This window comes from Streptomyces sp. NPDC002676 (assembly GCF_053592455.1).
In genome coordinates this window covers 90205-113259 of sequence record NZ_JBSFVT010000017.1, presented here as the reverse complement: position 1 = coordinate 113259, position 23055 = coordinate 90205, and the positions used below count along the sequence as shown (strand labels likewise).

22 protein-coding genes are annotated in these 23055 nt (G+C 70.4%); 16 read left to right on the top strand and 6 right to left on the bottom strand.

Annotation, left to right across the window (positions count from 1 at the left end):
• Positions 1-31: 31 nt before the first annotated feature.
• The 7 genes from rsmD to mutM all read left to right on the top strand — a co-directional run bounded on the left by rsmD (position 32) and on the right by mutM (position 4984).
• Complete coding sequence (rsmD, locus tag ACWD3E_RS33605; protein ID WP_451391314.1) at positions 32-619, top strand: 16S rRNA (guanine(966)-N(2))-methyltransferase RsmD; 588 nt, start codon at positions 32-34, stop codon at positions 617-619.
• Positions 620-645: 26 nt separating this feature from the next.
• Entirely contained in the window at positions 646-1125 is a 480-nt protein-coding gene (gene coaD / locus ACWD3E_RS33600; RefSeq protein ID WP_451354890.1) for a pantetheine-phosphate adenylyltransferase, read from the top strand.
• Positions 1126-1182: 57 nt separating this feature from the next.
• Positions 1183-2274: a cell division initiation protein gene (locus tag ACWD3E_RS33595; protein ID WP_451391313.1), complete on the top strand. Its 1092-nt coding sequence runs from the start codon at positions 1183-1185 to the stop codon at positions 2272-2274.
• Between the two features lie 144 nt (positions 2275-2418).
• A complete protein-coding gene (locus ACWD3E_RS33590; RefSeq protein WP_451391312.1) occupies positions 2419-3063 on the top strand; it encodes a YceD family protein in 645 nt (214 codons plus the stop codon).
• 2 nt (positions 3064-3065) lie between these two features.
• Positions 3066-3239 carry a 50S ribosomal protein L32 gene (gene rpmF / locus ACWD3E_RS33585; protein ID WP_003951102.1) on the top strand — a complete coding sequence of 58 codons (174 nt, stop codon included), beginning with the start codon at positions 3066-3068 and terminating at the stop codon, positions 3237-3239.
• An 8-nt stretch (positions 3240-3247) separates the two neighbouring features.
• Positions 3248-4039 carry a ribonuclease III gene (rnc, locus tag ACWD3E_RS33580; RefSeq protein WP_451391311.1) on the top strand — a complete coding sequence of 264 codons (792 nt, stop codon included), beginning with the start codon at positions 3248-3250 and terminating at the stop codon, positions 4037-4039.
• An 84-nt stretch (positions 4040-4123) separates the two neighbouring features.
• Positions 4124-4984 carry a bifunctional DNA-formamidopyrimidine glycosylase/DNA-(apurinic or apyrimidinic site) lyase gene (gene mutM / locus ACWD3E_RS33575; RefSeq protein ID WP_451391310.1) on the top strand — a complete coding sequence of 287 codons (861 nt, stop codon included), beginning with the start codon at positions 4124-4126 and terminating at the stop codon, positions 4982-4984.
• Here mutM and ACWD3E_RS33570 read toward each other — a convergent pair.
• Positions 4957-5352 (bottom strand): winged helix-turn-helix transcriptional regulator, encoded by a 396-nt coding sequence (locus ACWD3E_RS33570; RefSeq protein WP_451391309.1) that lies wholly within the window; start codon positions 5350-5352, stop codon positions 4957-4959. The two genes, mutM and ACWD3E_RS33570, sit on opposite strands and share 28 nt — an antisense overlap.
• A gap of 126 nt (positions 5353-5478) precedes the next feature.
• Between ACWD3E_RS33570 and ACWD3E_RS33565 the strand changes: the two genes are divergently transcribed.
• Complete coding sequence (locus tag ACWD3E_RS33565) at positions 5479-6063, top strand: flavodoxin family protein (RefSeq protein WP_451391308.1); 585 nt, start codon at positions 5479-5481, stop codon at positions 6061-6063.
• Positions 6064-6072: 9 nt separating this feature from the next.
• Here ACWD3E_RS33565 and ACWD3E_RS33560 read toward each other — a convergent pair whose 3' ends face one another.
• Positions 6073-7203, bottom strand: coding sequence for a CAP domain-containing protein (locus ACWD3E_RS33560; protein ID WP_451391307.1), 1131 nt, complete (start codon positions 7201-7203; stop codon positions 6073-6075).
• Positions 7204-7382: 179 nt separating this feature from the next.
• Between ACWD3E_RS33560 and ACWD3E_RS33555 the strand changes: the two genes are divergently transcribed.
• From ACWD3E_RS33555 to ACWD3E_RS33540, 4 genes are all read left to right on the top strand, one after another.
• Positions 7383-7664: an acylphosphatase gene (locus ACWD3E_RS33555; RefSeq protein ID WP_451391306.1), complete on the top strand. Its 282-nt coding sequence runs from the start codon at positions 7383-7385 to the stop codon at positions 7662-7664.
• 381 nt (positions 7665-8045) lie between these two features.
• On the top strand, positions 8046-8249 hold the full coding sequence (locus ACWD3E_RS33550; protein WP_451354881.1) for a hypothetical protein: 204 nt from the start codon (positions 8046-8048) through the stop codon (positions 8247-8249).
• 297 nt (positions 8250-8546) lie between these two features.
• On the top strand, positions 8547-12221 hold the full coding sequence (locus ACWD3E_RS33545) for an AAA family ATPase (RefSeq protein WP_451391305.1): 3675 nt from the start codon (positions 8547-8549) through the stop codon (positions 12219-12221).
• Between the two features lie 206 nt (positions 12222-12427).
• Positions 12428-13846 (top strand): sugar porter family MFS transporter, encoded by a 1419-nt coding sequence (locus ACWD3E_RS33540; RefSeq protein ID WP_451391304.1) that lies wholly within the window; start codon positions 12428-12430, stop codon positions 13844-13846.
• 116 nt (positions 13847-13962) lie between these two features.
• Here ACWD3E_RS33540 and ACWD3E_RS33535 read toward each other — a convergent pair whose 3' ends face one another.
• From ACWD3E_RS33535 to ACWD3E_RS33525, 3 genes are read right to left on the bottom strand one after another with little or no spacing between them, the layout of a single operon-like run.
• On the bottom strand, positions 13963-14340 hold the full coding sequence (locus tag ACWD3E_RS33535) for a hypothetical protein (RefSeq protein ID WP_451391303.1): 378 nt from the start codon (positions 14338-14340) through the stop codon (positions 13963-13965).
• Between the two features lie 53 nt (positions 14341-14393).
• Positions 14394-15371: an LLM class flavin-dependent oxidoreductase gene (locus tag ACWD3E_RS33530; RefSeq protein WP_451391302.1), complete on the bottom strand. Its 978-nt coding sequence runs from the start codon at positions 15369-15371 to the stop codon at positions 14394-14396.
• Positions 15372-15425: 54 nt separating this feature from the next.
• Complete coding sequence (locus ACWD3E_RS33525) at positions 15426-16874, bottom strand: cytosine permease (protein ID WP_451391301.1); 1449 nt, start codon at positions 16872-16874, stop codon at positions 15426-15428.
• Positions 16875-17050: 176 nt separating this feature from the next.
• Here ACWD3E_RS33525 and ftsY point away from each other — a divergent pair, with 176 nt between their 5' ends.
• Positions 17051-18265, top strand: a complete 1215-nt coding sequence (gene ftsY, locus ACWD3E_RS33520; protein ID WP_451391300.1) for a signal recognition particle-docking protein FtsY — start codon at positions 17051-17053, stop codon at positions 18263-18265.
• Between the two features lie 150 nt (positions 18266-18415).
• Here ftsY and ACWD3E_RS33515 read toward each other — a convergent pair whose 3' ends face one another.
• Positions 18416-19081, bottom strand: coding sequence for a bifunctional DNA primase/polymerase (locus ACWD3E_RS33515; protein ID WP_451391299.1), 666 nt, complete (start codon positions 19079-19081; stop codon positions 18416-18418).
• Positions 19082-19538: 457 nt separating this feature from the next.
• Here ACWD3E_RS33515 and nsdA point away from each other — a divergent pair, with 457 nt between their 5' ends.
• From nsdA to ACWD3E_RS33500, 3 genes are all read left to right on the top strand, one after another.
• Positions 19539-21014, top strand: coding sequence for a transcriptional repressor NsdA (gene nsdA, locus ACWD3E_RS33510; protein WP_451391298.1), 1476 nt, complete (start codon positions 19539-19541; stop codon positions 21012-21014).
• Positions 21015-21358: 344 nt separating this feature from the next.
• Positions 21359-22699 (top strand): ammonium transporter, encoded by a 1341-nt coding sequence (locus tag ACWD3E_RS33505; protein ID WP_451391297.1) that lies wholly within the window; start codon positions 21359-21361, stop codon positions 22697-22699.
• On the top strand, positions 22696-23034 hold the full coding sequence (locus ACWD3E_RS33500) for a P-II family nitrogen regulator (protein WP_086730248.1): 339 nt from the start codon (positions 22696-22698) through the stop codon (positions 23032-23034). Before ACWD3E_RS33505 ends, ACWD3E_RS33500 begins: the two co-directional genes overlap by 4 nt.
• The last annotated feature ends 21 nt before the right edge of the window (positions 23035-23055 follow it).

Sequence of the window (23055 nt, the reverse complement as noted above, 5' to 3'; positions counted from 1 at the left end):
CGTAAAGTCGCCCACGAAGAAGGACCCCCCAATGACCCGCGTGATCGCCGGCGCAGCCGGCGGACGCCGCCTGGCCGTCCCGCCGGGAACAGGCACCCGGCCAACATCAGACCGCGCACGCGAGGGCCTCTTCTCCACCTGGCAGTCCCTCCTCGGCGGCCCCCTGGACGGCGAACGGGTCCTGGACCTCTACGCGGGCTCGGGCGCCGTAGGCCTGGAAGCCCTCTCCCGGGGCGCCGGCCACACCCTCCTGGTCGAGGCGGACGCCCGAGCGGCCCGTGTCGTCCGGGAGAACGTGAAGAACCTGGGCCTTCCCGGCGCCGAGGTCAGGTCGGGCAAAGCGGAACAGATCATCAAGACCCCGCCGCCGGCCGAGCCGTACGACCTCGTGTTTCTCGACCCCCCGTACGCCGTCTCGGACGACGATCTTCGCGAGATTCTGCTCACACTCCGCTCGGAGGGCTGGCTCGCCGACGAAGCACTCGTCACCGTGGAGCGCAGCACCAGAGGCGGCGAATTCCGGTGGCCGGACGGCTTCGAGGGCCTCCGGTCCCGTGGCTACGGCGAGGGAACGTTTTGGTACGGTCGCGCCGCCGCTACGTGCGAAGACGCACGATGACCGGACCGGAGAGCGAGGGATCACAAGTGCGCCGCGCCGTCTGCCCCGGGTCGTTCGACCCGATCACCAATGGACACCTCGACATCATTGCCCGCGCCTCCCGTCTGTACGACGAGGTCTACGTCGCGGTGATGATCAACCAGGCCAAGAAGGGCCTGTTCGAGATCGAGGAGCGGATCGAGCTGATCCGCGAGGTCACCGCCGACTACGGAAACGTACGGGTCGAGGCCTTCCACGGCCTGCTCGTCGACTTCTGCAAGCAGCGGGACATCCCGGCCATCGTCAAGGGCCTGCGCGCGGTCAGCGACTTCGACTACGAGCTCCAGATGGCCCAGATGAACAACGGCCTCACCGGCGTCGAAACCCTGTTCGTGCCCACGAACCCCACCTACAGCTTCCTGTCCTCCTCCCTGGTCAAGGAGGTCGCGGCCTGGGGCGGCGACGTCTCCCACCTGGTGCCGCCCGCGGTCCTGGACGCCCTGAACCAGCGCCTCCGCAAGGGCTGATGGGGCTACAGTCGTCCCGTCCGTCTCCAACACAGCTGTAGAGAGTGGCGAGCACAGGTGGACGTGCAGAGAAAGCTCGACGAGATCGTCTCCACGGTCTCCGGCGCCCGGGGCATGCCGATGTCGGCATCGTGCGTGGTCAACCGCGCCGACCTGCTCGCGATGCTCGAAGAGGTGCGTCAGGCCCTGCCCGGCTCCCTCGCGCAGGCGCAGGAGCTGATCGGCGACCGTGAGCAGATGGTCGAGCAGGCCCGCATGGAGGCCGAGCGGATCATCGGGGACGCCCACGCCGAGCGCGGCTCGCTGATCTCCGACACCGAGATCGCCCGCCGCTCCCAGGCCGAGGCCGACCGGATCCTCGCCGAGGCCCGCAAGGAGGCCGAGGAGGTCCGAGCCGAGGCCGACGACTACGTCGACTCCAAGCTCGCCAACTTCGAGGTCGTCCTCAACAAGACCCTCGGCTCGGTCGGCCGCGGCCGGGAGAAGCTCCTCGGCACCGGGCCCGGCCTGGACGAGAACGGCTACGAGGACGAGGACGCCCCCGAGCGCAGCCAGGACCCGGAGACCCTGCGGCACAACGCCGACGCGTACGTCGACGCCAAGCTCGGTGCCTTCGAGGCGGTGCTCGCCAAGACCCTGGAGGCCGTCGGGCGCGGCCGGCAGAAGCTGCACGGCCGGATCGCCACGGACGACCTCGGCGCCCTCGCCGAGGACACCACGACCTTCCAGCACTCCAGCGACGCCGACTACCTCGCCGACCTCGCGGCCCTGGCGGACGCCTCGGACGACCGTCAGACCCAGTCGCAGCAGTCGCAACCGCCACAGCAGGCGCCGTACGAGCAGCAGCCGGCATATTCCCCCGCCTCCGGCTACGCCCCGGCGGGCGGTGCCCCCATCGAGCAGCAGGCGGACCCGTACGCCGGCTACGCCCAGCAGGGCGCGTACGGCTACCAGCAGGCGGATCCGTATGCCTACCAGGGCTACGACCCCCAGCAGGCCGCCTACGACCCGAACCAGGCCGCTCAGCAGCCCCACCAGCCCCACCAGGTGCCCCAGCAGGGCTACGCGCTGGACGAGACGAGTCTCTTCGACACCAGCATGATCAGCGCCGAGCAGCTGCGGGCCTACGAGCAGGGCCGCGGGCTGTAACGCGGGGGCGCCGGGGGACCGGATTGGGACCTGAGCGCAAGGTCCAGTATCCTGGCTCTTCGGTCGCGCGTACGTCCGCGATCAACGCTGCCCGGTGACACCTCCGGGGCGGCGTCCCTTCGAGTGTGAAGACCGAAAGCAGGAATGGCTTCCAACGCCCGCCTCGACCACCGCAACCCCCTCGTGATCGACACGCACGAGCTGGGTCGGCGTCCTGGTGCGCTGCAGCGCCTGACCCGCACGGTCGACGCCCCCGCGGACCTCGGTATCGAGGGGGTCATCGGAGTGCCGCAAGGCACCCCGCTGGAACTCGAACTCCGCCTTGAGTCGGTCATGGAAGGGGTGCTTGTCACATGCACCGCCCGTGCACAGGCCGAGGGGGAGTGCGTAAGGTGTCTGGAGCCGGTCGAGCTGTCGCTCGAAGCGGACTTCCAGGAGATGTTCTCGTACCCTGACGCCGACGGCCGGGGCCGCGTGATCGCGGAACCGGGCGACGACGCCGAGGACGACGAGGACAGGCTCTTTGTCGAGGACGGTCTGATCGACCTCGAACCTCTGCTGCGCGATGCGGTGGTGCTCGCACTGCCGATGCAGCCGGTGTGCCAGGAAGACTGCCCGGGTCTGTGCTCCGAGTGCGGAGTGCGGCTCGCGGACGACCCGGACCACCACCACAACGCCGTCGACATCCGTTGGGCGGCTTTGCAGGGACTCGCCGGTTCGCTCGAACCCGGCGAGAAGGACGAGATGAGCGGCGCCGAAGCGGGCGTCGACGAGAAGCAGGAGAAGTAGCCGTGGCTGTTCCGAAGCGGAAGATGTCGCGCAGCAACACGCGCCACCGCCGGTCGCAGTGGAAGGCTGCGGTCCCCACCCTGGTTGCGTGCGAGCGCTGCCACGAGCCCAAGCAGCAGCACATCGCGTGCCCGTCTTGCGGCACCTACAACAAGCGCCAGGTCCTCGAAGTCTGAGCGGGCTGGTGAGAGGCACTGTGTCCAGTCCCAAGAAGGCGGAAAACCAGGCCTCGTCCCACACGCTTCTGGAAGGGCGGCTCGGCTACCAGGTCGAGTCCGCCCTTCTGGTGCGCGCGCTGACCCACCGTTCCTACGCGTACGAGAACGGCGGTCTGCCGACGAACGAGCGGCTGGAGTTCCTCGGGGACTCCGTGCTCGGCCTCGTCGTCACGGACACGCTGTACCGCACCCACCCCGACCTGCCCGAGGGCCAGCTGGCCAAGCTTCGGGCCGCGGTGGTCAACTCGCGTGCGCTGGCGGAGGTCGGCCGCGGCCTCGACCTGGGTTCCTTCATCCGGCTCGGCCGCGGTGAAGAGGGCACGGGCGGCCGGGACAAGGCGTCCATCCTTGCCGACACCCTGGAAGCGGTGATCGGCGCGGTCTATCTCGACCAGGGCCTCGATGCGGCGTCCGAGCTGGTGCACCGGCTCTTCGACCCGCTGATCGAGAAGTCCTCGAACCTCGGAGCCGGCCTGGACTGGAAGACCAGTCTCCAGGAGCTGACCGCGACCGAAGGGCTCGGTGTCCCCGAGTACCTGGTCACGGAGACCGGCCCCGATCACGAGAAGACCTTCACTGCTGCCGCCCGCGTCGGAGGCGTCTCGTACGGCACCGGCACCGGCCGCAGCAAGAAGGAGGCGGAGCAACAGGCCGCCGAGTCCGCCTGGCGCTCGATCCGCGCCGCCGCGGACGAGCGGGCCAGGGCGGCCAAGGAAGCCGTCGCGGGCGACAGCACGTCGCCGTCCGCCACCGCCTGACAGAGCAGCACCGAGCGCCCGTCCCGCCCTTCGCGTCGGGGCGGGCGCTCAGCCATCCCACGGTCCGTCCCCACGGGGGTTTCGATGCCCGAGTTGCCCGAGGTCGAGGTCGTCCGGCGGGGCCTTGCGCGCTGGGTCGCCCACCGCACGGTCGCCGACGTCGAGGTGCTGCACCCACGTGCGGTGCGCCGGCACATCGCGGGCGCCGACGACTTCGCGCACCGTCTCAAGGGCCACCGCATCGGCATGCCCAGCCGGCGCGGCAAGTACCTGTGGCTGCCCCTGGAGGACACGAACCAGTCGGTCCTGGCCCACCTCGGCATGAGCGGCCAGCTCCTGGTCCAGCCGCACGAGGCGCCGGACGAGAAGCACCTGCGCATCCGCGTCCGCTTCGCCGACGCCCTCGGCACCGAACTCCGCTTCGTCGACCAACGCACCTTCGGCGGCCTGTCGTTGCACGACAACACTCCCGAGGGCCTGCCGGACGTCATTGCGCACATAGCCCGCGACCCCCTCGATGAACTGTTCGACGACGAGGCCTTTCACCAGGCCCTGCGGCGCAGGCGGACCACCATCAAACGGGCTCTGCTGGACCAGTCGTTGATCAGCGGCGTCGGCAACATCTACGCGGACGAGGCCCTTTGGCGCGCCCGCATCCACTACGAGCGCCCGACGGCGAACTTCACCCGCCCGGCCACCGCCGAACTCCTCGGCCACGTCCGGGACGTGATGAACGCGGCCCTCGCCGTCGGCGGCACCAGTTTCGACAGCCTGTACGTCAACGTGAACGGCGAGTCGGGCTACTTCGACCGCTCCCTGGACGCGTACGGCCGTGAGGGCCTGCCCTGCAAGCGGTGCGGCACGCCCATGCGCCGCCGCGCGTGGATGAACCGCTCCAGCTACTTCTGCCCGAAGTGTCAGAGGGCGCCGCGCGTCTCGTCGTAACGCGCGCGGGCCGCGAGGACGTCGTCCATCGCGCCCTCCACGCAGTGGATGAGCGACAGCAGCCGTTCGGCGACCGAGCGGCCCAGCGGGGTCAGTTCGTAGTCGACACGGGGCGGGTTCGTGGGCTGTGCCTCGCGGTGCACCAGACCGTCGCGCTCCAGCGCGTGCAGCGTCTGGGACAGCATCTTCTCGCTCACCCCGTCGACCCGGCGGCGCAGCTCGTTGAAGCGCAGCGAGCCCTCGTACAGCGCCCCCAGGGTCAGTCCGCCCCAGCGGCCGGTGACGTGCTCCAGCGTGCCGCGCGAGGGGCAGGCCTTGGCGAACACGTTGTAGGCGAGGTCGTCCTGGTCCTGGGTGCCGACAGTCATGGCTTCAGAGTACGGCAGCGCAGCGCTAACCACCAGCTTGCACTAACCAGAAGTTAGTGCTTTCCTGTGGTCACTGCTGCTGAGCTGCTGTTCCGGCGTGCTCACGTGTTTCAAGGAGTAACCATCGTGACCAGCCCTGTCGTGTCCATCGCCTACCACTCCGGCTACGGCCACACCGCCGTCCTCGCCGAGGCCGTCCGCGCCGGCGTCGCCGACGCGGGCGCCGAGGTGCACCTGATCAAGGTGGACGAGATCACCGACGAGCAGTGGGAGACGCTGGACCGCTCCGACGCGATCGTCTTCGGCTCGCCCACCTACATGGGCACCGCCTCCGGTGCCTTCCACGTCTTCGCCGAGGCGACCTCGAAGCGCTGGATGGGGCAGGACTGGAAGGACAAGCTGGCCGCCGGCTTCACCAACTCCGGCTCCAAGAGCGGCGACAAGCTGCACACCCTGCAGTTCTTCCAGATCCTCGCCGCCCAGCACGGCATGAACTGGGTCAACCTCGGCCTGCACCCCGGCTGGAACCACAGCGCGGGCTCCGAGAACGACCTCAACCGCCTCGGCGTCTTCGCGGGCGCGGCGGCCCAGACCAACGTGGACGAGGGTCCCGACGCCGTGCACAAGGCCGACATCGCCACGGCCGAGCACCTGGGGCGCCGGGTGGCGGAGGCGGCGCAGGCGTTCATGCGGGGGCGTGCCGCCGCGTAACGGGCTGCCTCAGAAGCCGAAGTCCTCGGTCCACCATGGCCCGCCCGGCCCGAAGTGCACACCCACACCAAGGGTGTTGAAGTCGCAGTTCAGTATGTTCGCGCGGTGGCCGGGGCTGTCCATCCAGGCCTTCATGACCGCCGCCGGGTCCGCCTGGCCGCGCGCTATGTTCTCGCCGCCGAGGCCGGTGATGCCGGCCTTCGCGGCCCGGTCCCACGGGGTGAGGCCGTCCGGGTCGGTGTGGTCGAAGAAGTTCCGCGCGGCCATGTCGTCGCTGAAGTCCTCGGCCAGCTCGCTCAGCGAGGAGTTCGCCGCCAGCGCGCTGCACCCGGCCTTCGCCCGCTCCTCGTTGACGAGCTGCAGCACCTCAGCCTCGGCGGCGGCCTGCGTCGGCACCGTCACCGGCGTGGAGGCCGGCGCCGGTGCCTTCGTCGCCGGGTGGGACGGGGCCTTCGTGGGCTTCGCCGAGGGCGTGGCCGTCGGCACCGGCTTCGCGGACACCCGCTTGGTCGGCGTGGGCGACGGCGAGGCGGACGCGGAGGCCGAGGTGGAGGCGGACGGGGACATGGAAGGGGTCGGGGCCGGCGGGGTCGTCGAGCGCCGGGTGCCCCCGCCGCCCGTGGTGCCCCCACCCCGGTTCTCGGCGCTGCCGGAGGTGCCGCCCTGTGCGGCGGCGGTGTTGCTGGGGGAGTCCGCGGCCTGCACCCGGTCGCCGCCGGTGGTGCTGGTGACGCCGCCGAGCCTGTAGTTCTGCAGGCCGGGCACCACGCCCGTGGCCACGGCTGTCACGCCGAGGGCGACCGCCGCCGATATGCCGAGCAGGCTCGTGCGCACCGGCTTCGCGGGGTTCGCCTTGCGCCGGTGGGTGCGGGGCAAACCGCCGTCGGGGGTGAAGCCACCGCCTTCGGGAGCGCCCTCGGCCCCGTCCGCGCCCATCGCGTACAGGTAGGCCGTGCTCTTCGCGTTGGCATCGGCGTACGCATCGGGGTTCAGGTACGGCGCGACGCCCTCGGGCCGTCGCTCGCCCGCGTACGAGTCCTGGGGGTCGTCGCTCCCCGTACCGGAGAGGTGCGTGCGCGTGACCCCCGTGGCGCGGCTCTTGGCGGCGCGGCCGGCGGCGGAGCGTCGGTGGCGTCCCATGCCCTTGCCCTCTTCCTCGTGCTCGCGGTCGACCGGCGCCTCGCGGCGACTGACTCCTTCTGGCCAACCCGACTCACTCGATCGAGTGAGTTTCATATGAGATGTATCGGGTGGGGACGGTACCGCATGGGCCGATGCGGGAAGTGCCCCGTGCGACGGCGGCCGGTTAGGTTGCACCCATGAGCGAGGAAGTGCGACTGGTCGCCTGGGTACGCGGATACGTGCAGGGCGTGGGTTTCCGCTGGTTCACGCGTGCCAAGGCGCTGGAGATCGGTGGTCTGAGTGGTTTTGCTCTCAATTTGGCCGACGGCCGCGTCCAGGTGGTCGCGGAGGGGGCCCGCGAGGGCTGCGAGGGGCTGCTCGACTGGCTCCAGGGAGACGACACGCCCGGACGCGTGGAGGGCGTCACCGAGATCTGGGACACACCCCGCGGCGGCTACGACGGCTTCGCCATCCGCTGATCCGCTTCCGCGGAGCCGTGCCGGCCGCCGTGCGGTGAGTTGCCCGGGGCCCCGTCCACAGCAGAAACGGCCTGGTGGTTGCCAAGAACCGCTCGGCATGGCAGGCTCCGCAGGTACAGAAGATCGTCACGCCCTGTGGGCACCGCTGGAGTCACAGCGCCGCCAATTCTTCCGGCCGCGCACCCCGGTTCGCCCCCAATGCAGGGCGTGATCGTGTTGACCGTCAAACTTTTTGGTGAGACGCTGAAAGCCCCGCGCACCCTAGCTGTTTGGCATGGAGCAACAGCAGAGCAACACTCGGATGTGCCAAGCACCGCGGGTGCAAATCCCTCACGACCCACACCGCATCGGTCGGTCACTCAGTGTGGAGGACCATCCATCATGGCAAAGGCGCTTCTCGGTTACGTCGGCGGCTCCGACCCTCGACTCCTCGCCGAGATGCGACGGCTGCAGCAGCGTGTCCAGGACCTCGAATCCGAGCTCGTGCGGATCCAGGCCGAGAACGACGCGCTGACGGCTGCCGCCTCTCAGGACGGGATCATGGAGAGCATCGACGCACACCAGGCGGAGCCTGCGCTCACCTGATCACTGCATTGCTTCACGACAGCACTCGCAGCGGTTGGGCTGCCCGTAATCAACCGCAAAAGTTGTCAGAGCTACAAGGAGTTGCAAGGGACGCTTCGGCGTCCCTTCGTTCTTTCCTCCGCGCACTCTCCCCTGTTCCGCCCCCGTATCGCCCCGGTTCCTTTCCGCTGCGCACTGTCCCCCGCGCATCCTTTCAGCCTCTTTAACGTCTGGTGTGCCCTGCATGTTCAACGGCGAAACCGCGGGGTTGCGGGCATTCGTGGAGTGAGCTAAGCGCGGCGGGTAGAGTCCAGCGACGTGCACCTCAAGGCCCTGACCCTGCGCGGGTTCAAGTCGTTCGCCTCGGCCACCACGCTCCGGTTCGAGCCGGGGATCACCTGCGTGGTCGGCCCGAACGGCTCGGGCAAGTCCAATGTCGTGGACGCCCTCAGCTGGGTCATGGGGGAGCAGGGTGCCAAGTCGCTGCGCGGCGGCAAGATGGAGGACGTCATCTTCGCCGGCACCACCGGGCGCCCGCCGCTCGGCCGCGCCGAGGTGTCCCTGACCATCGACAACTCCGACGGCGCCCTGCCCATCGAGTACGCCGAGGTCACCATCACGCGGATCATGTTCCGCAACGGCGGCAGCGAGTACCAGATCAACGGCGACACCTGCCGCCTCCTGGACATCCAGGAACTCCTCTCCGACTCCGGTATCGGCCGCGAGATGCACGTCATCGTCGGCCAGGGCCAGCTCGACTCCGTCCTGCACGCAGACCCCATGGGCCGCCGCGCCTTCATCGAGGAGGCGGCCGGCGTCCTCAAGCACCGCAAGCGCAAGGAGAAGGCGCTGCGGAAGCTGGACGCGATGCAGGCCAACCTCGCGCGCGTACAGGACCTGACGGACGAACTCCGAAGGCAGCTCAAGCCGCTCGGCCGCCAGGCCGCGGTCGCGCGCCGCGCCGCCGTCATCCAGGCCGACCTGCGCGACGCCCGCCTGCGGCTGCTCGCCGACGACCTCGTACGGCTGCGCGAAGCCCTCAAGGCCGAGATCGCCGACGAGGCCGCGCTCAAGGAGCGCAAGGAAACCGCCGAGCAGGAGCTGAAGAAGGCCCTCCAGCGCGAGGCCCTGCTGGAGGACGAGGTACGGCGGCTCACGCCCCGCCTCCAGCGTGCCCAGCAGACCTGGTACGAGCTGTCCCAGCTGGCCGAGCGCGTACGCGGCACCATCTCGCTGGCCGACGCCCGGGTGAAGAGCGCCACCTCCGCGCCCCCGGAGGAACGGCGCGGCCGTGACCCCGAGGACCTGGAGCGCGAGGCCGCCCGCGTCCGCGAACAGGAGGCAGAGCTTGAGGCGGCCCTGGAGGCGGCCCAGCACGCCCTGGACGACACGGTCGCCCACCGCGCCGAGCTGGAACGCGAACTGGCCGTCGAGGAACGCCGGCTGAAGGATGCCGCCCGCGCCATCGCCGACCGCCGCGAGGGTCTGGCCCGGCTGTCCGGGCAGGTCAACGCGGCCCGCTCGCGCGCCGCGTCCGCCCAGGCCGAGATCGACCGGCTGGCCGTCGCCCGCGACGAGGCCCAGCAGCGCGCCGTCCAGGCCCAGGAGGAGTACGAGACCCTGAAGGCCGAGGTCGACGGCCTCGACGCCGACGACGCCGACCTCGCCGAGCAGCACGAGGCGGCCAGGCGGCAGCTCGCCGAGGCGGAAGCCGCGTCGAGCGCGGCGCGCGAAGCGGCCACCACCGCCGAACGCCGGCGCGCCGCGACCCAGGCCCGCCACGAGGCGCTGGCGCTGGGCCTCAGGCGGAAGGACGGCACCGGAATACTGGTGGGCGCCCGGGACCGGCTCACCGGAGTCCTGGGCCCGGCCGCGGAGTTGCTGACCGTCACCCCGGGCCACGAGGTCGCCCTGGCTGCCGCCTTCGGCGCGGCGGCGGACGCCGTCGCCGTGACCACCCCGGCCTCGGCGGCCGAGGCGATCCGCCTGCTGCGCAAGCAGGACGGCGGCCGTGCGGCCCTGCTCCTGGCGGGGGCCCCGGAGGAGCGGGCGCCGGCCGCACCACCTCAAAGAGGTACGGGGCCGTGTCTGACATGCGGCGACCGCCGCGCGGGCGCGACCAGCCACGACGAACCCGCAGACGCCCGACCTTCCGTCACCACACTCCCTGCGGAGCGCACGGCACTTCCCGCGGAGCGCTTCGCCGCCGACCTGGTGCGCGGTCCCGCCGAACTCATGCCCGCCGTACGCCGGCTGCTGCGCGGGATCGTCGTCGTGGAGAGCCTCGAAGACGCCGAGGACCTGGTCTACGCGCACCCCGAGCTGACCGCCGTCACCGCCGAAGGCGACCTGCTCGGCGCGCACTTCGCGCACGGCGGGTCCGCCGGGGCGCCCAGTCTGCTGGAGGTGCAGGCCTCCGTGGACGAGGCCGCGGCGGAGCTGGAAGAGCTGGCGGTGCGCTGCGAGGAACTCAACGAGGCGCAGCGGGCGGCGGCCGAGCGGCGCACGGAGGCCGCCGCGCTGGTGGAGGAGCTGGGGGAGCGGCGCCGGGCCGCCGACCGGGAGAAGTCGGCCGTGGCACAGCAGCTCGGGCGGCTCGGCGGACAGGCGCGCGGGGCCGCCGGGGAGGCCGAGCGGTCCGCCGCGGCTGCCTCGCGTGCGCAGGAGGCGCTGGAGCAGGCCGTACTGGAGGCGGAGGAGCTGGCCGAGCGGCTGGCCGTCGCCGAGGAGATGCCCGTGGAGGAGGAGCCGGACACCTCCGTGCGGGACCGGCTCGCGGCCGACGGCGCCAACGCGCGGCAGACCGAGATGGAGGCCCGCCTCCAGGTCCGTACGCACGAGGAACGGGTCAAGGGGCTGGCCGGCCGGGCCGACTCCCTGGACCGGGCCGCCCGCGCCGAACGCGAGGCACGCGCGCGTGCCGAGCAGCGGCGGGCCCGGCTGCGCCACGAGGCGGCCGTGGCGGAAGCCGTCGCCTCCGGTGCCCGGCAGCTGCTCGCGCACGTCGAGGTGTCGCTCGCCCGCGCCGGCCAGGAGCGGGCCGCCGCCGAGGCCGCGAAGGCCACGCGCGAGCAGGAGCTGGCCGCCGCGCGGAACGCCGGGCGTGAACTCAAGTCGGAACTGGACAAGCTGACGGACTCGGTGCACCGGGGCGAGGTGCTCGGCGCCGAGAAGCGGCTGCGGATCGAGCAGCTGGAGAGCAAGGCGCTGGAGGAGCTGGGCGTCGAGCCCGCCGGGCTCGTCTCCGAGTACGGCCCCCACCAGCTCGTACCGCCCTCCCCGCCCGCCGAGGGCGAGGAGCTGCCCGAAGACCCGGAGCACCCGCGCAACCAGCCGAAGCCGTATCAGCGGGCCGAGCAGGAGAAGCGGCTCAAGGCCGCCGAGCGGGCCTACCAGCAGCTCGGCAAGGTCAACCCGCTGGCGCTGGAGGAGTTCGCGGCCCTTGAGGAGCGGCACAAGTTCCTCAGCGAGCAGCTGGAGGACCTGAAGAAGACCCGCGCCGACCTGCTCCAGGTGGTGAAGGAGGTCGACGAGCGCGTCGAGCAGGTCTTCACCGAGGCCTACCGGGACACCGCCCGCGAGTTCGAGGGCGTCTTCAGCCGGCTGTTCCCGGGCGGTGAGGGGCGGCTGGTCCTGACCGACCCCGACAACATGCTCACCACGGGCGTCGACGTCGAGGCGCGTCCGCCGGGCAAGAAGGTCAAGCGGCTCTCCCTGCTGTCGGGCGGCGAGCGGTCGCTGACGGCCGTCGCGCTGCTGGTGTCGATCTTCAAGGCCCGGCCGAGCCCGTTCTACGTCATGGACGAGGTCGAGGCCGCCCTGGACGACACCAACCTCCAGCGGCTGATCCGGATCATGCAGGAGCTGCAGGAGGCCTCGCAGCTGATCGTGATCACGCACCAGAAGCGCACGATGGAGGTCGCCGACGCGTTGTACGGCGTCTCCATGCAGGGTGACGGTGTGTCGAAGGTCATCTCGCAGCGGCTTCGTTAGCCGACTCTCAAGATCGACTAACTCCACGTTCAAGAAGTGAACATGGAGCCCCTGGCTGTATCTCGTATCTCACAGCAGCTGAAGTATTGACTTCGAAACTTGAAGGCATAGTCTCTGCAACGTTGCTTTTACCTTCAGGTGTCAGCGCCTGAGAGGGCTCACCCCCCCCACCCGCGGCAGCGTTGCCGCGGCCCGAGGAGATACACGTGACCAGCAGAGTGCAGGCACAACCGTCAGGAGCCAGGACGGCTCAGCCCGAACACCTCGGGCACGTCATCTTCATCGCGGCTGCCGCGGCCATGGGCGGCTTCCTCTTCGGGTACGACAGCTCCGTCATCAACGGCGCCGTCGAGGCCATCCGTGACCGCTACGACATCGGCTCCGCGGCCCTCGCCCAGGTCATCGCCATCGCCCTGATCGGCTGCGCCATCGGCGCCGCGACCGCCGGCCGCATAGCCGACCGGATCGGCCGCATCCGCTGTATGCAGATCGCCGCCGTCCTGTTCACCATCAGCGCCGTCGGTTCCGCACTGCCCTTCGCGCTGTGGGACCTCGCGCTCTGGCGCGTGGTCGGCGGTTTCGCCATCGGCATGGCCTCCGTCATCGGCCCCGCCTACATCGCCGAGGTCGCCCCGCCCGCCTACCGCGGCCGGCTCGGCTCCTTCCAGCAGGCCGCGATCGTCGTCGGCATCGCCATCTCCCAGCTCGTCAACTGGGGCCTGCTCAACGCCGCCGGCGGTGACCAGCGCGGCCACCTGATGGGCCTGGAGGCCTGGCAGGTCATGCTCGGCGTCATGGTCGTCCCGGCCGCCCTGTACGGCCTGCTCTCCTTCGCGATCCCCGAGTCCCCGCGCTTCCTGCTCTCCGTCGGCAAGCGCGACCGCGCCCGGGAGATCCTCGCCGAGGTCGAGGGCAAGGACGTCGACCTGGACGCCCGCGTCGCCGAGATCGAGCACGCGATGAACAGCGAGCACAAGTCCACCTTCAAGGACCTGCTCGGCGGCGGCTTCTTCTTCAAGCCGATCGTCTGGGTCGGCATCGGTCTGTCGGTCTTCCAGCAGTTCGTCGGCATCAACGTCGCGTTCTACTACTCCTCGACGCTGTGGCAGTCGGTCGGTGTCGACCCGACGCAGTCGTTCTTCTACTCCTTCACGACGTCGATCATCAACATCGTCGGCACCGTGATCGCGATGATCTTCGTGGACCGCGTCGGCCGCAGGCCCCTCGCCCTCATCGGCTCCGTCGGCATGGCCGTCGGACTCGCCCTGGAGGCCTGGGCGTTCAGCCACCACCTGGTCGACGGCAAGCTGCCGCACGCTCAGGGCCTGGTCGCCCTGATCGCCGCCCACATGTTCGTCCTCTTCTTCGCCCTGTCCTGGGGTGTGGTCGTCTGGGTCATGCTCGGCGAGATGTTCCCGAACCGGATCCGCGCCGCCGCCCTGGGTGTGGCTGCCGCCGCGCAGTGGATCGCCAACTGGGCCATCACCGCGAGCTTCCCGTCGCTGGCCGACTGGAACCTGTCCGGCACGTACGTGATCTACGCCGTCTTCGCGGCGCTCTCCGTCCCGTTCGTCCTGAAGTTCGTCAAGGAGACGAAGGGCAAGTCGCTGGAGGAGATGGGCTGATCAGCCCCCGAACCCGAGGAGAAGGGCCAAGTCCCCGCTGCCCCTCTCCTCGCACCGTCCGCCGCCCCTGGTCCGGTCACTGCCCGGACCGGGGGCGGCGGTCCTGTGCGCACCGGTCACCAGATGAGGACGCCACCGCCGATCTCCAGGGCCTTGTGAGCGCCGGCCTCGATGATCCCCAAACGGCACTCGATACCGCCGCGGTGCTCCTGAAGCGTCCGGGGCCGCTCCGTCCCTGCGGCGACCGCGTCCAGGTTGTCCCGCAGCAGGGCGACCTCGCGCAGCAGATCCGGCACTTGCTCGTGCTCCACATAGAGATCCCTGTCGGCCAGCACGGGCAGGAGGCGGGCGCCCAGCGAGCGCACGAACTCCGATCCCCACACCGTCGTACGCCATGACTCGAAGCCGCCGGACTGGTACACCTCGTCCGGCACATCGAGAATCCGCAGTTCCCCGTCCGGCTCGCGGACGAACACATCCACCAAAAGACTCATGACGGGCAGTGGACCACCGCCGGGCCCGGCCCGGCCAGCGATTTCGCCGCAGGTCAGCCGCCCAGCGCCGGAAGCACCCGCTCCGCGAACAGCCTCAGGCTCCGCCATCCCTCCGCCACCGGCATCCCGCCCGCCAGCGGATGCAGGACGAGACTGTCGAGCCCCAGCCCCAGCCCCACGCACTCCTGCGGCGTGACGATCCGGTACACGCCCTCCGCGCGCAGTTCCCGCACCGTCGTCGCCGCCGACCGCACCGCCGACGTGATGTCACCGGACTGCCAGGAGGCGTACGTCCGCGCCTCGTGCAGGAAGTGCTCGCCGTACTCCGCCCACGCCCGGTCCGGGTCCTCGGCGAGGTGGAGGAGCGGGGTCTCGGCGGCCGGCATCAACGCCCAGCCCTCGGTGCCGTACTCGGTGAGCTTCTCCTTGTAATACGTCTCCAGCTCCGGCAGGTGCGCGCTTGGGAAGAACGGCAGGCCGAGCCGGGCGGCCCGGCGGGCGGCGGCCTTCGAGGAGCCGCCGACCAGCAGCAGGGGATGCGGATCGGTGTACGGGCGGGGGGTGAGCCGTACCGTACGGCCCCGGTAGGTGAACTCCTCGCCGGTCCATGCCCGCAGCAGCGTCTCGAGCAACTCGTCCTGGAGCCGGCCGCGCCGCTTCCAGTCCACGCCGAACAGGTCGTACTCCTCGGGCCGGTAGCCGATCCCGGCCACGGTCACCAGCCGGCCGCCGCTCAGCAGGTCCAGCACCGCGATCTCCTCGGCCAGCCGCAGCGGATCGTGCAGCGGGCCGATCACCGCCGACACGGTCACCGCGATCCGGCGGGTCGCGCCGAACACCGCGGCGGCGAAGGCGAACGGCGACGGCAGCCAGTTGTTCTGGGCGCCGTGGTGCTCCTCGGTCTGCACGGTGGTGATCCCGTGCTCGTCGGCGTACGCGGCCATCTCCAGCGCGGCCTGGTAGCGGGCGGCGAGGGAGGCGGGGGTGGCGCCGGGTTCGACCAGGTTGAAACGTACGACCGTGACGGGCATGGGAAGTCCCCCTCCGGTACTGCTCGGTGGAGGGGGACGGTAGCTGACTGAGCGTCAGACAGCCAGAGGCTCGCGCTCCTCCGCGGGCGCCTGAGCGGCCGGGGCCACCACCGCCGGCTTCGGCAGCACCAGGTACAGCAGGCCGGAGATCACGATCGTGGCGACCCAGCCGAGGCCGTACTCGCCGATCACGTTGTTCTTCGCCAGCGGGCCGGTGAACCAGTCCGAGGTGGTGAACATCAGGCCCCCGGCCAGGCCGATCGCCCAGGCGGCGACGGCGGCGGGGGAGAACCCGCCCTTGTACCAGTAGGCGCTGGCGCGCGTGGTGTCCGTCATGGCCCGGCCGTCGTACTCCGTGCGCCGGAGCATGTCCGCGCCGAAGACGCCGACCCAGGCGGAGAAGGCGACCGCCAGCAGCGACAGGAAGGCGATGAACGAGCCCATGAAGCTGGTCGCCACCAGCATCAGCACACCGCCGAAGACCAGCGAGATCACGGCGTTGACGGAGACCGCCCAGTGGCGCGGCACCTTGAAGCCGAGGGTCTGCGCGGTGAAGCCCGCCGAGTACATCGACATCGAGTTGATCAGCAGCATGCCGACGAGCGCGATCAGCAGGTACGGCACCGCGAGCCACGTCGGCAGGATCTCGCCCAGGAAGGACACCGGGTCGGTCGCCGAGGCGAGGTCCGGCGTGGACACCGCCATCACCGCGCCCATCAGGACCATGGGGAGGACGACGACACCGGCACCGCCCACCGCCGTGCCCACGATCGCCTTCGAGGAGGCCGTACGCGGCAGGTAGCGCGTGAAGTCCGGCGCGGACGGGATCCAGCTGACACCGCCCGCCGCGATCATCCCGATACCGGTGATCACCGCGGCCGTCGAGCCGGCGCCGTGGTGCATGACCTTCGACCAGTCGGTGTTCACGGCCAGGTACACCAGGACCAGCACCGAGAAGACGCCGAAGAAGTACGTCGCGTACTTGTTGCACTTCTGCACGGCGTTGATGCCGAGCCCGGAGATCGCGAAGGTGGCGACGACGAACAGCAGCAGCATGACGATGTCGAGCACGCTGTTCGCCTTGATGCCGAGCGCGAGGTCCAGGATGGTGAGCATCGCGTAGGCGCCGGTCACCGCGTTGATCGTCTCCCAGCCCCAGCGGGCGACCCAGATCAGCGAACCGGGCAGCAGGTTTCCGCGCTGCCCGAAGACGGCGCGCGACAGTGCCATGCCGGGCGCCCCGCCCCGCTTGCCCGCGATGCCGATCAGCCCGACCAGGCCGTACGACACGAGGGGCGCGGTCACGGCGACGACGAGCGCCTGCCAGATGTTCAGGTGGTACGCCACCACCAGGCTCGCGCCCATGGTGAGCAGCAGCACGCTGATGTTGGCGCCGACCCAGGTGGGGAACAGCTCGCGGGTCTTCGCGGTGCGCTCGGCGTCGGGCACCTGCTCGATGCCGCGGGTTTCGAGAGCGCCTTCGCTCTCGACGGTCTTGCTCATGGGTGTGCCTAGGAGTGGGGGGAAGGGGATCGTGGTGACTCTACGCGCGTCAACCAATTCGCCGCCATCGTACTTTGCTCCGACTCCTTGCTTTACGTGGCGTTTGTCTCCTGGAGAAAGCCACAAGCGGCCGTAACCCGGGTCTGCCGCATCCGATGGCCGATACTGGACCCGTTATGGAAACCGTCATCCTTGCTGTAGTCATCGCCGTGGTCGTGCTCGGCGCGCTCGGCGGGCTCATCGTCGGCAGCCGGCGCAAGAAGCCGCTGCCCCCGCCGCCGCCCGCCGCGCCCGACATCACCGCGCCCCCGGCCGAGCCGCACGTCGGCGACGAGGCCGAGACGCCGCGCGACGAACCGCGCCGGACCATCGAGGAGGTGGATCTCCCGGGCGGCCCCGCGGTCGCCGTCGAGGAGCCCCCCGTTGAAGAGGTTCCGGTCGAAGAAGCTCCCGCGATCGAGATCCCGGAGCCCACCGCCGGGCGGCTGGTCCGCCTGCGCGCCCGCCTGTCCCGCTCGCAGAACGCCCTGGGCAAGGGCCTGCTGACGCTGCTCTCCCGCGAGCACCTCGACGAGGAGACCTGGGAGGAGATCGAGGACACCCTGCTCACCGCCGACGTCGGCGTGCAGCCCACCCAGGAGCTGGTGGAGCGGCTGCGCGAGCGCGTCAAGGTGCTCGGCACCCGCAGCCCGCAGGAGCTGCGCGGTCTGCTGCGCGAGGAGCTGCTCAAGCTCGTCGGCACCGACGCCGACCGCACGGTCAAGACCGAGCCCGAGGACCGCAAGCCCGGCATCGTGATGGTCGTCGGCGTCAACGGCACCGGCAAGACCACCACCACCGGCAAGCTCGCGCGCGTGCTCGTGGCCGACGGCCGTACGGTCGTCCTCGGCGCCGCCGACACCTTCCGCGCCGCCGCCGCCGACCAGCTCCAGACCTGGGGCGAGCGCGTCGGCGCCTACACCGTGCGCGGGCCGGAGGCCGGCGATCCCGCCTCCGTGGCCTTCGACGCGGTCAAGGAAGGCAAGGAGATGGGGGTCGACGTCGTCCTCATCGACACCGCCGGCCGCCTGCACACCAAGACCGGCCTCATGGACGAGCTGGGCAAGGTCAAGCGCGTGGTCGAGAAGCACGCGCCGCTGGACGAGGTGCTGCTCGTCCTGGACGCCACCACCGGCCAGAACGGTCTGGTGCAGGCCCGGGTGTTCGCCGAGGTCGTGGACATCACCGGCATCGTGCTCACCAAGCTCGACGGCACTGCCAAGGGCGGCATCGTCGTCGCCGTCCAGCGCGAGCTGGGCGTGCCGGTCAAGCTGGTCGGCCTCGGCGAGGGCGCGGACGATCTCGCGCCGTTCGAGCCGGAGGCGTTCGTGGACGCGCTGATCGGCGAGTAATCACCTCAGGACCGCGAGCAGCGCCCGCTCCCAAGGTGCAGTTGGGGACGGGCGCTGCCTCCTTTGCGCCTGAACCGGCGCTGCTCTCGCGGAAGTGGTTGCTCGCCGTCGTGGTGCCTCAATCGATGGTTGCTGTGGCTGAGGGCGGAATTACATGCGTGATGTGCGCGACCGATGGGCCGCATACGCCAGCGTGCCCAGCAGCAGCCGGGCCGCCGGGGGCTGGGCCGTCGTGTCCAGTACGGGCGGGCGCAGCCAGCGCACCGGGCCCAGGCCGCCCCGGTCGGAGGGCGGCGCGGTGATGTACGTGCCAGGGCCGAGGCCGCGCAGGTCCAGGGCGGAGGGGTCGTCCCAGCCGAGGCGGTAGAGCAGTTGGGGGAGGTCGTCGGCGGCGCCGGGGGCCACGAAGAACTGGGCGCGGCCGTCCGGAGTGGCGGTGACCGGGCCGAGCGGGAGCCCCATCCGTTCGAGTCGGACCAGGGCGCGGCGGCCGGCGGGCTCCGAGACCTCGATGACGTCGAACGCGCGGCCCACCGGCAGCATCACCGAGGCGCCCGGGAGTTCCGCCCAGGCCTTGGCCGCTTCGTCCAGCGTGGCCCCGGCCGGCACCTGGGCGGCGAACTCCAGCGGATGCGCGCCCGGCGCGCGGCAGTCGGCGCGCCCGCACGAGCAGACGCCCGCCGCGGCCCGCGCGCCCGGCACCACGTCCCAGCCCCACAACCCGGTGAACTCGGCAACGGCGGTGCACTCCGAGGGCCGGCCGCGCCTGCGCGTGCCGGAACGGATCTCGCGGATGCCGCCGATCGTGAAACCCATGCCCCCTCCAACGGGTCCAGCGCGCCGGTGGTTACGACACGGAACATGACGGAAGCGGAACGTGACACCAGGGCTCCGCCTTCCCGCGTCCCGGAGCGGTCAAGGCGGCGCTTTGAAGTGCACCGGGTGGTGCACCGGGCCCCATGCGCCCTTGCGTGCATCGCTCCGCCCACTCCCCGTCGTCCTGTGTCAAGTGAATCGTGCGTAGGTGTTCATGAGTTCATTCGAAGGGGTGGCGAATGGTGGCGTTTCCGCGATCGCCGTGGCTGGAGCGGTGATCGTGGGATTACTGTGAGTGTGCGAGGCCTGGGGGCACATGCACTCGTGGGTATGCCGGTGGCAAGTCGTCAGCTCGTTCTAAGGGTGAGAACCGGAGGACGGGACGCCGTCATGCCGGGCATGCTGATAGGGCTTGGCGCACTCGGCATCAAATGGTCTCAGGGATGGGGGCGTTCCAGTGGGCGGCAATGGCGGTAGCGGGACGAACGCTGACAAGCGCCCCAACGAGCTGCTCGGCTCGTGGTTCGTGCGCAGCGGCTGGTCCAAGGGCGAGCTGGCCCGCCAAGTGAACCGCAGGGCCCGCCAGCTGGGTGCCAACCACATCTCCACCGACACGTCACGCGTGCGCCGCTGGCTGGACGGGGAGAACCCTCGCGAGCCGATCCCGCGCATCCTCTCCGAGCTGTTCTCCGAGCGCTTCGGCTGTGTCGTCTCCATCGAGGACCTCGGCCTGCGCGCCGCCCGCCAGGCACCCTCCGCGACCGGCGTCGACCTGCCCTGGACGGGCCCGCAGACCGTGGCGCTGCTCAGCGAGTACTCGCGCAGCGACCTGATGCTCGCCCGGCGCGGCTTCCTCGGCACCTCGCTCGCCCTGTCCGCCGGCCCCTCCCTCATCGAGCCCATGCAGCGCTGGCTCGTCCCCACCCCGGCCTCCCTGGTGGCACCCGTTCCCGAGTCCGACGCGGACTCCCGCCGCCCCGGCCGGCTCTCCCGGCCCGAGCTGGAGCTGCTGGAGTCCACCACGCGGATGTTCCGGCAGTGGGACGCCCAGTGCGGCGGCGGCCTGCGCCGCAAGGCGGTCGTCGGCCAGCTGCACGAGGTCACCGACCTCCTCCAGGAACCCCAGCCCGAGGCCACCACCCGCAAGCTCTTCAAGGTCGCCGCCGAGCTCGCCGAACTGGCCGGCTGGATGTCGTACGACGTGGGCCTGCAGCCCACCGCGCAGAAGTACTTCGTCCTCGCCCTGCACGCCGCCAAGGAAGCCGGTGACAAGCCGCTCGGCTCCTACATCCTCTCCAGCATGAGCCGCCAGATGATCCACCTGGGCCGGCCCGACGACGCCCTGGAGCTGATCCACCTCGCCCAGTACGGCAGCCGCGACTGCGCGAGCCCGCGCACCCAGTCCATGCTGTATGCGATGGAGGCCCGCGCCTACGCCAACATGGGCCAGCCCGGCAAGACCAAGCGCGCGGTGCGGATGGCCGAGGACACCTTCGCCGAGGTGGACGAGTGGGACGAGCCGGACCCCGACTGGATCCGCTTCTTCTCCGAGGCCGAGCTGTACGGCGAGAACTCCCACTCCTTCCGTGACCTCGCCTACGTCGCCGGCCGCAGCCCCACCTACGCCTCCCTCGCCCAGCCACTGATGGAGCGGGCCGTGGAGCTGTTCGCCAAGGACTCCGAGCACCAGCGGTCCTACGCGCTCAACCTGATCGGCATGGCCACCGTGCACCTGCTCCAGCGCGAGCCCGAGGAGAGCACCGGGTACGCCAAGCAGGCCATGGACATCGCCAAGAAGGTCCGCTCCGAGCGCGTGAACACGCGTATCCGAAAGACGGTCGACACCGCCGTGCGCGACTACGGCGACCTCGCCACCGTCGTCGACCTCACCGAACAGCTCGCCGTCGACCTGCCTGAGACCGCGGCGGTCTGAGCACCGCTTAAGAACCCAGAACCCCGGCCGCGGCCGGCCCTCCGAACTGCTCGACTCGGCTCCCCCCATGCCAGGTCATCGGAGAGGTCCGCCGCGGCCGGTCTGCTTCCCCGCGAGAGTCCTCCAGGGAAGATTGCGCCACGATAACGATCAGCGCGCCGGAGATCCGGCGGTTCATCGACGCGTAACACGCAGGGCACCTTCGTCACCCCGGCGAAACAACGAGGGGCTTCCACCGAAACCGCGCTGCGTCAATCTCTGGCGCATAACCGGCCGCCCCTCACTGACCGGACCGCTCAAGGCACCGCCCGCACGGCGCCGTACCAACCGACGAGGAGACGCCGATGGCACCAGCCATCACGCTTGCCGCGGAGGCACCCAAGCTGTCATCCGCGAACACAGGCTTCATGCTCATCTGTTCTGCCCTGGTGCTCCTCATGACCCCGGGCCTGGCCTTCTTCTACGGAGGCATGGTCCGCGTCAAGAGCACCCTCAACATGCTGATGATGAGCTTCATCAGCATGGGCATCGTCACCATTCTGTGGGTGCTCTACGGCTTCTCCCTCGCCTTCGGCACGAACAACGGCCTCATCGGCTGGAACTCCGACTGGTTCGGCCTCAGCAACATCGGACTGACGGAGCTGTGGGACGGCTACACCATCCCGATCTTCGTCTTCATGGTCTTCCAGCTGATGTTCGCGATCATCACGCCGGCCCTGATAAGCGGCGCCCTGGCGGACCGCGTCAAGTTCTCGGCATGGTCGCTGTTCATCGCCCTGTGGCTCACGATCGTCTACGTGCCGGTCGCCCACTGGGTCTGGGGCGCCGACGGCTGGGCCTACAAGCTCGGCGTGATCGACTTCGCCGGTGGTACGGCGGTCCACATCAACGCGGGTGCCGCGGCGCTCGGCGTGATCCTGGTCATCGGCAAGCGCGTCGGCTTCAAGAAGGACCCGATGCGCCCGCACAGCCTCCCGCTGGTCATGCTCGGCGCCGGCCTGCTGTGGTTCGGCTGGTTCGGCTTCAACGCGGGCTCCTGGCTCGGCAACGACGACGGCGTCGGCGCGCTGATGTTCGTCAACACGCAGGTCGCGACGGCCGCCGCCATGCTGGCCTGGCTCGCCTACGAGAAGATCCGGCACGGCGCGTTCACCACGCTGGGAGCCGCCTCCGGCGCGGTCGCCGGCCTGGTCGCCATCACCCCGTCCGGCGGCGCGGTCTCCCCGCTCGGCGCGATCGCCGTCGGCGCCATCGCCGGTGTCGCCTGCGCCGCGGCCGTCGGCCTGAAGTTCAAGTTCGGCTTCGACGACTCGCTCGACGTCGTCGGCGTCCACATGGTCGGCGGCATCATCGGCTCCCTGCTCATCGGCTTCTTCGCCACGGGCAAGGGCCAGTCGAAGGTCGAAGGCCTCTTCTACGGCGGCGGCCTGCACCAGTTCTGGATCCAGTGCGCCGGTGTCTTCGCGGTCCTCGCCTACTCCCTGGTCGTCGCCGCGGTCCTCGCCTTCCTCATCGACAAGACCATGGGGATGCGGGTCACCGAGGACGAGGAGATCTCCGGCATCGACCAGGCGGAACACGCCGAGACCGCATACGACTTCAGCGGCGCCGGCGGTGGTGTGATCGGATCTGCCGCCCACGCCCAGACCCTGGCCGCCGCCCAGAGCAAGAAGGTGGACGCATGAAGCTCATCACCGCCGTCGTGAAGCCGCACCGGCTCGACGAGATCAAGGAGGCCCTCCAGGCCTTCGGCGTCCACGGCCTGACGGTCACCGAGGCCAGCGGCTACGGCCGGCAGCGCGGCCACACCGAGGTCTACCGCGGCGCCGAGTACACCGTCGACCTCGTCCCCAAGATCCGCATCGAGGTGCTGGCCGAGGACGACGACGCCGAGCAGCTGATCGAGGTCGTCGTCAAGGCGGCCCGCACCGGCAAGATCGGTGACGGCAAGGTCTGGTCCCTTCCGGTCGACACGGCCGTCCGGGTGCGCACCGGCGAGCGCGGCCCGGACGCGCTCTGACACAGCACAAGGACAGGAGTT